This is a genomic window from Pedobacter sp. MR2016-19, assembly GCF_014947265.1.
In the GTDB taxonomy this organism is placed as follows: Bacteria; Bacteroidota; Bacteroidia; order Sphingobacteriales; family Sphingobacteriaceae; genus Pedobacter.
The window spans coordinates 55815-69983 of the sequence record NZ_JADCNK010000003.1 but is presented as its reverse complement, the minus strand read 5'-3'; the positions used below and the strand labels follow the sequence as shown (position 1 = coordinate 69983).

5 protein-coding genes and 1 CRISPR repeat array are annotated in these 14169 nt (G+C 34.1%); of the genes, 4 read left to right on the top strand and 1 reads right to left on the bottom strand.

Annotated elements, in window-relative coordinates:
* Nucleotides 1-346 precede the first annotated feature (346 nt).
* The 4 genes from cas9 to cas2 all read left to right on the top strand — a co-directional run bounded on the left by cas9 (nucleotide 347) and on the right by cas2 (nucleotide 6553).
* On the top strand, nucleotides 347-4243 hold the full coding sequence (gene cas9 / locus IM793_RS05025; RefSeq protein WP_193420019.1) for a type II CRISPR RNA-guided endonuclease Cas9: 3897 nt from the start codon (nucleotides 347-349) through the stop codon (nucleotides 4241-4243).
* Between the two features lie 397 nt (nucleotides 4244-4640).
* Entirely contained in the window at nucleotides 4641-5156 is a 516-nt protein-coding gene (locus IM793_RS05020) for a DUF6155 family protein (protein WP_193420018.1), read from the top strand.
* A gap of 35 nt (nucleotides 5157-5191) precedes the next feature.
* The gene (cas1, locus tag IM793_RS05015; protein WP_193420017.1) at nucleotides 5192-6220 is read left to right on the top strand and encodes a type II CRISPR-associated endonuclease Cas1; all 1029 of its coding nucleotides are present in this window, start codon (nucleotides 5192-5194) and stop codon (nucleotides 6218-6220) included.
* 3 nt (nucleotides 6221-6223) lie between these two features.
* Nucleotides 6224-6553, top strand: coding sequence for a CRISPR-associated endonuclease Cas2 (gene cas2, locus IM793_RS05010; RefSeq protein WP_193420016.1), 330 nt, complete (start codon nucleotides 6224-6226; stop codon nucleotides 6551-6553).
* Nucleotides 6554-6739: 186 nt separating this feature from the next.
* Nucleotides 6740-8227: a CRISPR direct-repeat array (repeat unit 46 nt; unit sequence GTTGTTGTAAATATCAGTAGTTCAAAGAATGAAAGCAAATCACAAC).
* 4345 nt (nucleotides 8228-12572) lie between these two features.
* On the opposite strand, the gene IM793_RS05005 is transcribed toward cas2, so the two are convergent.
* Nucleotides 12573-13391, bottom strand: a complete 819-nt coding sequence (locus IM793_RS05005; RefSeq protein WP_193420015.1) for a hypothetical protein — start codon at nucleotides 13389-13391, stop codon at nucleotides 12573-12575.
* Nucleotides 13392-14169: the final 778 nt, after the last annotated feature.

Here is a 14169-nt window from a genome sequence, read left to right as displayed (position 1 = left end):
TGGAAATAAAAAAGGCGAGTTGCCCCGCCTTGAATGTATTATTTACTCAGTTTCTATTTTTAAGGTGTTTTGATGAAACATTTGAGGCATAAAAAAAGCCTCCAGCCGAACTGAGAGGCAGACTTAATTCAGTCTAAGGAATAATCCTTATTGTGATAAGCTTTCATTAATTCAAAGGTAAAATTTAATTTTCAATTATGAATACGGGAAACCATAATTAATGAGATAAAATTTTAATTAATTTCATCTCATTATTAGACTATAGCTTGCGTACATTTAAAAAACAACTATTAATATTATATTTTCCTCTACAAAAGATCGACAAACATTAACGTAATTATAAAATATGGCAAAATTCATTTTAGGACTTGATATTGGAACCAATTCAATTGGTTGGGTTTTATTTAAGGATAATTACATATTCGATAAAGGAGTAATCATATTTCCAATAGGTACTAGTGTTGATAAAAATGGTATTGAAACTACCAAAAACATGCAAAGAGGTACTTATAGAAGAACTAGTAGAACAAACTTTCGCTATAAACTTAGAAGAAAAAGCTTGAAAAATTTTCTTGCAACTCTAAATATACTTCCCACATTTTCCAATACATTTCAAGTAAAGGAAAATTACCAAGCTTCAAACTTATATAAGCTAAGAGCCAATGCTTTAAATTCCCAAATCCCAACAGAAGAAATTGGTAGAATATTTTTGTTAATTAATAAACATAGAGGATTTAAAAGTAACAGTAAAATATTATCTAAAACTAAAGATGATGAGGGTGTTGTAAAGGCAGATATAAGTAGTTTATCTGAAGCAATGATAAAAAATGAAGCCCAAACTATTGGTGAATATTTTCACAAAATGTACGAGAAATCATCCAACTTATTTAATGATGGAAAGTGGCATAATATAGATGAGCCTTTTGATGAAAGAGCTATTGACGGTGAGGGTGATTTTTCGCTCAACAATAATAAAGGAATTCGTAGAGAAGGAAGATTTGTTGGTAGAGAAATGTATGAGAAGGAGTTTGATTTAATTTGGGATAAACAAAAAGAATATTACCCTCAACTAACTGGAAGTAAGCAAGAATATGATGAAATCTCAAAGTTACCTGTAGAACAGAAAAGAGATAAACTTATAGTATTCAAAGAAACTTATTACTGGAAAATTAAACAACAAACCATTTTTTTTCAAAGACCTCTAAAAAGTCAGAAAAAATTTATAGGAAAATGTCAATTTGAAAAAAATAAAAGAACAGCTCCAGCAAGTTCGCTTTTATATCAAGAATTTAGGGTTTGGAAACAATTAGCTGATATTCGATACACAGATAAATTAAATAATATTTATTCCCAACCTCTTTTGCCAGAATGGAAGCAAAAAGTTTTTGACTACCTACAAATAAATCTTTCTCTTAATTTAAGGGAAGGAAATAAGAAAAAGGATGGAACAAAGAATATAGATATTTTAGATGTACTGGAAATATCAAATAAAAAGAATTTTCAGTTTAATTATGCTATTGATGAGGGAGAGAAAAGTTTTCATGGGAATAAAACTTTATACGCCATCCATTCGGCTTGCGGTGAAGAAAAGTTCAATCAGTTAGTAGCAGAAGATAAATTGGAAAAACTTTGGCATATCTTATATATGGCTAAAGATGATAAATGGCTACAGGATACCCTTACTTGGAAATGGGGTTTTAATAATGATGCGGCAACAAAATTAGTTGAAATGGGACTTGAAGAAGGCTTCGCAAACTATTCTAGCAAAGTATTAGAAAAAATAATTCCGTTTTTAAAAGAGGGTAAAGATGAGCATGATGCATTGATACTTTCAAATTATATCCAAGCATCTGATGAATATAAAGAGACAATCATCCTTGAAAAAAGAATTAAGCAACTTTCAAATAATGAATTGCGAAACCCTGTAGTAGAAAAGGCTGTGGGAGAAACAATAAGATTAGTTAATTCAATTTTAAGGTTCCATGATATTGAGCAAGAAAATTTCACTATTAGGATCGAAAGTACAAGGGAGTTTAAAAAACCAAAAAAAGTACGAGAAGGTATTAGAAGACAGAATTTAGATACTGAAAAGAGAAGAGAAGAATATGCCAGATTCTTAAATGAAAAAAAAGAGAAAGGTGAACTAAATTTCAGTAGATACATCCAAAAGAATGATAGTATTATCAACAAATTCGAGTTATGGCTTGAATTAGGAGCAGATAAAGACGATGCCGAATTTAAAAACTTTGAAAACCTAATCGGAAGAAAAGATAGAGAAAAACATACACTTTGGCTCGACTGTAACAGAATTTGTCCTTATTCTGGCAAAGTAATCTCTCTATCCAAGTTATTCAGTCCAGAAATTGAAATTGAACACATTATCCCTTATAGTTGGAGTTTGGATGATAGCTTTACTAATAAAACGTTAACCTTTGGTTACATTAATAAAGAAAAAGCCAACAGATCTGCTTATGAATACATGAAAAGTAAGGGTGAAGCAGAATTTAAAATTTATCAAAACAGAATAAAGGGTAATAAACTGTACAGTAAGGAAAAAACTGAAGAAAGATTTTTAAGTGCTAAGCCAGAGCAAACTTTCACTAATGCACAAGGCCGAAATTCATCATACATTGCCGTATATGTTAGAAAAAAGCTTCAAGAAGTTTGCAGAAATGTACAGTTTACTAATGGATTTGCTACGAGCGAATTAAGAAAAAATGACTGGCGTTTAGGAACTCTTCTAGACAAAGTTAGATACAAAGAAGAGACAGGAATTGAAGTAGATGAATATACAAGAGAATTTTCAAACTATAGAAGAGATTTTGAACAATATAAAAAGAGAAAAGCAAAAAGTACAGATATCCAAAAAACAGATTGGAAAAACTTAACACCTGAGATAACTTCAGAATATGAAACCGAAACTAAAAACCCTATTTATGAATGGTGGCAAGAGCTTCAAAAATTTGATGCTTTTAGAGGCGCTAAAGGGAAGAAAGATAGGTCGGATCACAGACATCATTTGCTAGATGCTATTGTAATAGCTATGTGCTCGCCAAGAATTACCCAACAATTAAGCTTATTAAATCAATTAAGAGAAAAACAAGGCGTTTGTCTTTATGATGAAAAAGGTGATTTAACCAGAGAAAGGATTGATATGCCTATTTTATATTCAGAAATTAAAGACGCGCTGAAATCTGTACTTATTTATCATAAAGCAGAGCAAAGATTAATAACATCTAAGCAAAATCGAATTCATAAAAAGAAACACTCTAAGGATGATTATTCTTTTATTAAACAAAGAACTATTGCACCCAGAGGGAGTTTAGTGGGTGATAGTTTTTATGGAAAGCTTAAGAATCCAGAAAATCAAGGTTTTGTCAAAAATGATGTATTTGTCAAAAGGGTTATTGTAAATGGGGAAAACTTCAAGGATAAGAATAGCCTTGATAAAATTATTGACAAGAACATAAAAAAAATATTAGAACTACGCCTCGAGAAATATCTTGGTAAAGGAGAAAAAGCGTTTAGCGAAGATGCTCTTCTAAATGACCCATTAGTTATTTATAGTTTAATCGATTATCCTAACGGATTACCAAAAAACCCAACAAGTAAAGCAGGGAATAATTTACCTGTTATTAAGAAGATAAGAGTAGCAAATAAAAACTCAAGAAATCTAATTCAGCTTGTTGCTAAAGATGAAGAACAAAACGTAGTAAATGCCAATAGATATTCGGAAGCAGATGGAAATTACGTAATGGCTTTATATGAGAAGAAAGAAGTAGATAAAAAAGGAAAAATAAAGATCAAAAGAGATTTTGAAATAGTATCATTCTTCAAAGCAGTGGATAGAAGAAGGAAAGGAGAGAAATTGTTTGCTGATGAAAAACGGCAAGAAGATGGAACCTATTTACCTTTAATGAAATCGTGTCCTTATCTAAAAGCTGGTGATTTTGTAATAATGTATGAAAATGAAGAGTCAGAAATTGAATGGAATAAAAAAGAAGATTTAATGAAACGCCTATACAAGGTCTCTCAGTTAAGTTCTAAAATTGTTAGTAAAATTTATGAATATGGTGACATCTTTTTCATTAAACACAACATTTCTTCATCTAATGCAAAATATGAAAGTATTGCATACACTAACTCGGTGAAAAATAATTTCTTGCAAAACTCTCACAAACAACTGAAAGCCATAAAAGTAGAAGTAAGCCAAATTGGAATAATTAAACCTTATAGCTTATGAAAAAACACTACAAAAACAACACTCCTGATGAAGAGCACAAAGTTGATGAACCATTAGCTATTTATCAAACTAAAAAAACCAATAAAAATCTTCAACTCAAATAAACTTCATCATTAAACAATCGCCAATTGAAAGGATAAAACATACAGTTGGTTTAATTTTAAGAACTTACTATTTAACCAATGAAAGTTAAGAATTATAAAACGAAATAACATAATAAGAATAATCAAATCAACATGATTTTACTTGCAGAAAGATACCAATAGCTACTTAGTAGCACTTGCCCGACCAAAATATATATGACACTTTAATATCGATAGAATAAGGACGGGCAATATGAAGTTTAAAGAATAATAAACTCGAAATAAATATTTCCTATTATTTATCCGAACAAACGATGTCAAAACCAGCCCTTAAAAAAGAACTCTCAAAACTGACCAAAGAGCAATTGGTAGACCATATTTTAGACTTGTATGATAAGAACAATTCAGTAAAAGAATTTTATAACTTTTACCTCAATCCAAAAGATGAGCAGGAATTGGCAAAAAAGTACAAAAAAATAATCCGCAAAGAGTTTAACGTAGAAAACCCGATAAAAAGTACTGAAAAATTTTCAGTAGCAAAACGGGCAATCTCCGATTTTAAAAACCTGCAACCTTCGCCAGAGTCTTTAGCAGATGTGATGTTGTATTTACCAGAAAGTGCCTGTGAACTTACTGCCTTATATGGAGATTTTTCTGAACAGTTTTATAATTCAGCGTATAACAATTACAGGGCTGCATTAGGTTTTTTAGCTAAACATGGGTTATTAGATAATTTCAAGGTCAGGGCTGAGCAGTGCGTAAATTGGGCTTCTAACTGTGGTTATGGCTTCGCAGATGATATAGCTGATGCTTTCTATGAATATTATTAAACCAATCTAATGAAATAGTTTACATCCATTAAATTATGATCAAAAGAACGCTCCACTTCTCTAATCCGGCCTACTTGAGTCTGCATCAAAATCAGCTCGCTATTGATTTACCTCATTTAAAATCACTAGGCGAAAAGGAATCTAAAAAAGCCATTCCGATTGAAGATGTGGGCATTATTATTCTGGATCATCAACAAATTACCATCACGCATGGCTGCATAGCCGCGTTATTGGAAAACAATGCAGCCATCATCACCTGTAACCAAAGCCGGCATCCTACGGGTATGATGTTACCTATTGACGGGCATAATACACAAAGTGAGCGTTTCCGGTACCAGATTGATGCTTCGCAACCTTTAAAAAAGCAGCTCTGGCAGCAAACCGTCCAGGCTAAAATTTTAAACCAGGCTGCGGTATTATTCAACCGGAATATACCTTGTGAAAATATGGTACACTGGGCGAAATCAGTTCGTTCAGGCGACCCGGATAATTATGAAGGCAGAGCCGCAGCCTATTACTGGAAAAATGTATTTCCAAAAAAAATAGATTTCTTCAGGGGACGGGAGGGCGATCCGCCTAATAATTTACTAAACTATGGTTATGCCATTTTAAGGGCCATAGTGGCACGTGGCCTGGTTTGTTCGGGCCTGCTTCCTACCCTTGGCATTCACCATAGAAACAAATACAATGCCTATTGCCTGGCCGATGACATCATGGAGCCTTACCGGCCGTATGTAGATGAAATCGTATTGGGGATAATCGATCGGGGCGAAAACTTTTTAGAATTGGGTACTTCAATTAAAACGCAGTTGTTGGGCATTGCCACTGTAGATGTGCAGTTTGAAAGAAACAAAAGCCCGCTGATGGTTGGCTTGCAAAGCACTACTTCTTCCCTGGCAAAATGTTACGAGGGCACGATTCGAAGAATCAACTACCCAATCATGAGAAATTTTGACGCAAGGAGGCTGTCGAAATTTAATATTGAAGACGATTCGCCTGCAATTACAGCAAATGAAATTTCGGAACCAGGTAATGATGCAAACCATGATGAATTGCCTTTTTAATAGATGCGTTTAAATGAATACCGGATTTTGTGGATATTAGTTTTTTTCGATTTACCTACAGAAACAAAGAAAGAACGCAGCGTTGCTTCTAAATTTCGTAAGGAAATTTTACGAGACGGCTTTGCGATGTTTCAATTTTCTATCTATTTAAGGCATTGCAGCAGTCGCGAAAATGCAGACGTCCACATTAACCGGGTAAAAAGACTATTGCCTGAAAAAGGACATATTGGTATTATGACCGTTACTGATAAACAATTCGGTATGATGGAATTATTTTACGGTAAAAAAGAAAAAGAACTACCGGATACACCACAGCAACTCGAATTGTTTTAATTCACCACTCTCATAGCACTTGCCCCGAGGTTTCCGGGGTGCTCAAAGAGCATTATGTCTCTTAAAATTACAAATACAATCAAAAAAACTATTTAGAATAAAAATCCGGAAGCATTTGCAACCGGATTTTTTTAATTCTAATTTTTAAACTAACCTACTGATGGATAGTTAATTGAACTAAGGTATGTTGTTGTAAATATCAGTAGTTCAAAGAATGAAAGCAAATCACAACAGTAATCCTGCAAGCAGCTTCCGCGCTCGGTTGTTGTAAATATCAGTAGTTCAAAGAATGAAAGCAAATCACAACAGGCTGTAAAGATGTTTATAGTAAGTTTTAGTTGTTGTAAATATCAGTAGTTCAAAGAATGAAAGCAAATCACAACTGGCTTGCATTGCTTCCCAGCAAATAACCAGTTGTTGTAAATATCAGTAGTTCAAAGAATGAAAGCAAATCACAACCAAATCTTTATCGGTTTGTTCAAGCTTAGGTTGTTGTAAATATCAGTAGTTCAAAGAATGAAAGCAAATCACAACTTGCAGACACAAGACTTTTGTAACCTTCAGGTTGTTGTAAATATCAGTAGTTCAAAGAATGAAAGCAAATCACAACTATCTTTTGAACTTTGAATAAGCGCATCGGGTTGTTGTAAATATCAGTAGTTCAAAGAATGAAAGCAAATCACAACGGGCTACCGCAACAGATATATTGCCTAAATGTTGTTGTAAATATCAGTAGTTCAAAGAATGAAAGCAAATCACAACTGGTTGTATGGCTTATAAATTCTGGTAGAAGTTGTTGTAAATATCAGTAGTTCAAAGAATGAAAGCAAATCACAACCCTGTCGGGTGATGGCTGTACCACCGGAAAGTTGTTGTAAATATCAGTAGTTCAAAGAATGAAAGCAAATCACAACTACAAGCTGGGCAGCCGTCAAGCGGAAAAAGTTGTTGTAAATATCAGTAGTTCAAAGAATGAAAGCAAATCACAACTCTGCAACGTATAATGGGACATGAAAAAGTGTTGTTGTAAATATCAGTAGTTCAAAGAATGAAAGCAAATCACAACTTATTAAGCCATATCTTCTGTTCCGGCATCGTTGTTGTAAATATCAGTAGTTCAAAGAATGAAAGCAAATCACAACCTGGCAACACCGTGAAATCATCGAAAATTGGTTGTTGTAAATATCAGTAGTTCAAAGAATGAAAGCAAATCACAACAGGGTTCCGCAAAGCAGTACTGGTGATGAAGTTGTTGTAAATATCAGTAGTTCAAAGAATGAAAGCAAATCACAACTCTCCCGGGCTGTGCTTTCATCCAAAGCCAGTTGTTGTAAATATCAGTAGTTCAAAGAATGAAAGCAAATCACAACTCTTCTGGGTTGTTAATTCTGTTGCAATAAGTTGTTGTAAATATCAGTAGTTCAAAGAATGAAAGCAAATCACAACTCATCTTAATTCCCTTTCTTTTTAGTAATAGTTGTTGTAAATATCAGTAGTTCAAAGAATGAAAGCAAATCACAACTCATATCGTTGTTGATGATGCTCCGGTTTTGTTGTTGTAAATATCAGTAGTTCAAAGAATGAAAGCAAATCACAACTCGTTTAGGCTTTGCAAGAGATAACAAAATGTTGTTGTAAATATCAGTAGTTCAAAGAATGAAAGCAAATCACAACCTCCTCGGTGTTTTCCCGCTCCGCAACGGTGTTGTTGTAAATATCAGTAGTTCAAAGAATGAAAGCAAATCACAACTGATTTATACAATGATTTATTAGCCCAGGAGTTGTTGTAAATATCAGTAGTTCAAAGAATGAAAGCAAATCACAACTGGTGCCGGAGCAACAATATTTGCATCGACGTTGTTGTAAATATCAGTAGTTCAAAGAATGAAAGCAAATCACAACAGCCTAGAACCTCATGAAGAACAGGTTCCTGTTGTTGTAAATATCAGTAGTTCAAAGAATGAAAGCAAATCACAACTTTTCCGACTTAACTTTTTCAATAGTTCTAGTTGTTGTAAATATCAGTAGTTCAAAGAATGAAAGCAAATCACAACTTGTAAAGCAGCTTTATAATTTTGCTGGATGTTGTTGTAAATATCAGTAGTTCAAAGAATGAAAGCAAATCACAACTCTGTTGTGTTTGTTAGTTGTAACATGACGTTGTTGTAAATATCAGTAGTTCAAAGAATGAAAGCAAATCACAACTACTAACAGTATGCACCTTTATATTCTTAGTTGTTGTAAATATCAGTAGTTCAAAGAATGAAAGCAAATCACAACTTTATGATAGTAGCTTTTACACTACTATTTGTTGTTGTAAATATCAGTAGTTCAAAGAATGAAAGCAAATCACAACAGCAAACAATAACTTTAGCTTTAGGATATTGTTGTTGTAAATATCAGTAGTTCAAAGAATGAAAGCAAATCACAACATGACATGTCAAAACCTTCATTTTCTAAGTGTTGTTGTAAATATCAGTAGTTCAAAGAATGAAAGCAAATCACAACTACTCATTGCTTGAGATTTTAGGGTTTATGTTGTTGTAAATATCAGTAGTTCAAAGAATGAAAGCAAATCACAACAATGTTTATTTACAATTAATTCCGGTAAAAGTTGTTGTAAATATCAGTAGTTCAAAGAATGAAAGCAAATCACAACCCTTTTCCTCATAGAAATTTATAGCAACATGTTGTTGTAAATATCAGTAGTTCAAAGAATGAAAGCAAATCACAACTGATGGTGATATCCGCATTATCGAGAGTAGGTTGTTGTAAATATCAGTAGTTCAAAGAATGAAAGCAAATCACAACTCAGCGACGAAAACTTAGACTTGACAAAAGGTTGTTGTAAATATCAGTAGTTCAAAGAATGAAAGCAAATCACAACTATTAACCGTTAAAAAGCTTACGGCAAAGCGTTGTTGTAAATATCAGTAGTTCAAAGAATGAAAGCAAATCACAACAGCCTAACGGTAATTTCGCAACACCTGATTGTTGTTGTAAATATCAGTAGTTCAAAGAATGAAAGCAAATCACAACTGTTTGGACTGCTACTTTAAGAAATTTTAAGTTGTTGTAAATATCAGTAGTTCAAAGAATGAAAGCAAATCACAACTCTTCTGTCATTTTGACTTTAGTTTAAATAGTTGTTGTAAATATCAGTAGTTCAAAGAATGAAAGCAAATCACAACGGTCTTGTACTAATACTTTGAATTTTTTTTGTTGTTGTAAATATCAGTAGTTCAAAGAATGAAAGCAAATCACAACCGCTACGACGTTTATTTAAAATTTCTAATTGTTGTTGTAAATATCAGTAGTTCAAAGAATGAAAGCAAATCACAACTGAGTAAGCCGGAAAGTATTAACCTGGCTTGTTGTTGTAAATATCAGTAGTTCAAAGAATGAAAGCAAATCACAACTAATTCAACATTTTGTTTTGAATATATTTTGTTGTTGTAAATATCAGTAGTTCAAAGAATGAAAGCAAATCACAACTAGCCAAACCAGTTGCAACAGCTACACCAGGTTGTTGTAAATATCAGTAGTTCAAAGAATGAAAGCAAATCACAACCGGCAATGGCTACCATTTCGCCAAGTATCGTTGTTGTAAATATCAGTAGTTCAAAGAATGAAAGCAAATCACAACTGGAACACTTGGCCTCAAGAATTTGATAGGGTTGTTGTAAATATCAGTAGTTCAAAGAATGAAAGCAAATCACAACTGGTCATGTGCCTGGCAAGTTGTGGGATCTGTTGTTGTAAATATCAGTAGTTCAAAGAATGAAAGCAAATCACAACTAACTACCGTTGTCGGTATTTACATATTTAGTTGTTGTAAATATCAGTAGTTCAAAGAATGAAAGCAAATCACAACCAAACTGCATTACAAAATCTCTCTTTTTCAGTTGTTGTAAATATCAGTAGTTCAAAGAATGAAAGCAAATCACAACCGTAAACACAAATTACTGATAAAGGGGTGAGTTGTTGTAAATATCAGTAGTTCAAAGAATGAAAGCAAATCACAACTCCGGCAAATGATATTGACCTGAATTTTTGTTGTTGTAAATATCAGTAGTTCAAAGAATGAAAGCAAATCACAACTGGTTAATCATTTACGTCTATCTGGTGATGTTGTTGTAAATATCAGTAGTTCAAAGAATGAAAGCAAATCACAACGGTAAAACTTATCTTGAGTTAAAAATAAGGTTGTTGTAAATATCAGTAGTTCAAAGAATGAAAGCAAATCACAACCCTACGATCAGGAGGCTATGCGCTTCCTTAGTTGTTGTAAATATCAGTAGTTCAAAGAATGAAAGCAAATCACAACTATAATGGATGATGCTGCCGATGAAGTACAGTTGTTGTAAATATCAGTAGTTCAAAGAATGAAAGCAAATCACAACATGCCCTGTATCCACAAGGCGGGAGAACTAGTTGTTGTAAATATCAGTAGTTCAAAGAATGAAAGCAAATCACAATTGCTTAAGGAAGATGTCCTTTTTCGGGTCGGTTGTTGTAAATATCAGTAGTTCAAAGAATGAAAGCAAATCACAACTTTCTATTGTTACGATCTCAGGCGTTTCAGTTGTTGTAAATATCAGTAGTTCAAAGAATGAAAGCAAATCACAACTGATTCGTTGATTAAACCAGATAATTTTTGTTGTTGTAAATATCAGTAGTTCAAAGAATGAAAGCAAATCACAACTTGACATAATTATTTGTTTGTTTATCTATTGTTGTTGTAAATATCAGTAGTTCAAAGAATGAAAGCAAATCACAACTAATCGGCTTAGATTATTTACAATATCGAAGTTGTTGTAAATATCAGTAGTTCAAAGAATGAAAGCAAATCACAACAACGCTTTGCAATAAATTATCACGTTCAAAGTTGTTGTAAATATCAGTAGTTCAAAGAATGAAAGCAAATCACAACCAACATCTTAGTCCACATTTCTATTAATTGTTGTTGTAAATATCAGTAGCTCAAAGAATGAAAGCAAATCACAACTAGCGTTTTATACATCATGTTTATTTTGTGTTGTTGTAAATATCAGTAGTTCAAAGAATGAAAGCAAATCACAACTGATCAACCATGATACACGAATTAAGTAATGTTGTTGTAAATATCAGTAGTTCAAAGAATGAAAGCAAATCACAACTGACGAAAGCTTTCGATAAAGTTACTACTTGTTGTTGTAAATATCAGTAGTTCAAAGAATGAAAGCAAATCACAACCCTCAGAGCAGTTTGATGCAATGCCTGACGGTTGTTGTAAATATCAGTAGTTCAAAGAATGAAAGCAAATCACAACAGGCTACTCTTACTGTTATGCCGCTAAAAGGTTGTTGTAAATATCAGTAGTTCAAAGAATGAAAGCAAATCACAACATACAAACATAATATTTAGACTATGATATTGTTGTTGTAAATATCAGTAGTTCAAAGAATGAAAGCAAATCACAACGGATAACTTGAGCAATGTTTGTGCTATCCCGTTGTTGTAAATATCAGTAGTTCAAAGAATGAAAGCAAATCACAACCAAACTGCATTACAAAATCTCTCTTTTTCAGTTGTTGTAAATATCAGTAGTTCAAAGAATGAAAGCAAATCACAACTCGGAAATGTATTACTTGGTTTGCAAGGTTGTTGTTGTAAATATCAGTAGTTCAAAGAATGAAAGCAAATCACAACCAGGTAGATAATGTATTTTCCAACATGGCGTTGTTGTAAATATCAGTAGTTCAAAGAATGAAAGCAAATCACAACTGACAAGCCAGTAACAAACAAAAATGCAGTGTTGTTGTAAATATCAGTAGTTCGGCAGCATTCAAGCAAATCACAACGCGGCACGGACATCAGCACAATTTTGGGTTTGTCGGTTCAAATTTAATCGGTAACTGGCCATAAGATTTGGTTTTAAATTTAATTGTACCAAACCTATTTAATGTGATACACAATTTTATACGGTTAACCGTAAACATAAAAAGAATGGCTTAAATGTGTGATTCAGAACTCCAACTCAACCTTCCTCTACCACCCAGCTTAACTTATCCACCTGCTCCATTATCTCCTTTTCCACTTTAGGTTGCGCCACAAAATCGACAATTACACCATCCTTTACATGCAGGGCCTGAATAATTTTACCTGCATAATAACGCCGGTCGGCAAAGCGGGCAGCATCCGTAAAAAATGAAATGCCCATGGCGAAAATCAACGCTTTATCGCCCTGGTGATTCAGGTGTAAGGTCAAGGTTGTTTTCGAAAAATGGCTGTTGCTTAAGGGTATCACCAGGTCATTTACTTCCATAATTTCGTAGCCGCCCTGATCATCCAGTTCGAAATGAAAGCCCATCACATGCAATCGTGCTTCGGTAGCCTTAGGATGCGGTTTCAGGAGGGTTTTGAGTTCGCACTTAGGCAGAATAAGTTTTACTAATCCATCGGGTTCTATGCACAAAACCGTTTCGCGAAGCCACAACTGTTCCAGGGCTTTGCTGCTGTTAAATTCGAAACCTTTAAGCAAAGTGATGTTACCGTCAATTAATTTTTTATTTCCTGCCTGTTCGGCCGGGATGGTTTTAAAGATTTCGATAAAACGTTTGTTCAGGCGATTCAGGAGATCGCCATAAGCATAAAGTTTAACCAGCGGTGCAAATGCTTTCCGGATGTAGGCGGCATTTCTGCTGGCCGTGCCAAAATCTCGACTGCTTTTTTTGCTTGCTTCCGTTTGCTGTTTGTGGGCAGCTTTTTGTCTGACAACATCCGTATTTCCGCGTTTGTAAAAAACAAGATCGCCCAGTTGTCCATTAATTTTAATAATTCCATTCTGGCTAGCCATAATTTTAGTATATTAGGTTAAACAAAAGGGATGATCATCCAATTTAATCAATCTGATTTAAAAATCCCAAAAAAAATATTCCAAACCCCACCTTCACGCCACATTTACCCCACGTTTAAGCCACCTTCCGGCCAGGCTTGCTTATGCCCAACTGTACACCAACTTAACTATAACTTCGGCTTTGCTTCGGTTGAAATGGAGCTATGGTGAAGGTCAGCGATATCACAGATCTGCATCGCTTTCGGTTGGCGGGTTAACAATAGCTAAATAAAAGGTAAAGAAAAACCTAGTTTAGTGTTATTTTGGTCCACAGCGATGTCGGTATTGGGGTATGGAAAATGGTATGAAGACAAGCTTACAAAACACCGGAATATTTAGGAGCTCAGGTCTTATGGTTCCCGCCTGTGCGGTAATGGCGACCGTATTAGAAAGTCCAAAGATCTCTCCGCTACGGTCGAGATGACGATAGTGGGTGCCCCTCATAGTTTCAGAGGAATAAATTTACGGATGCCTGTCTATGCTTCACGCTATCCGGCCTGGGATATGATGGAAGGAGAAAACGTTAAAGCTTTTGCACCTCCTTTCAACTTACCACTACCCAGAGGCAGCACGCCCTCCCCGATTTTTCATCGGGGCTTGTGCTGACGACCTCAAAGCTTTGACGAATTTATCCGACATCAGATCCAAGCCTTGATTTATGCCTTCTTAGTTGTTGTTTTTAAAGGTAGTCATGCTTTCGCTACGCTCAGGTTTGGTTACCTTTTTATCAAGAAAAAGG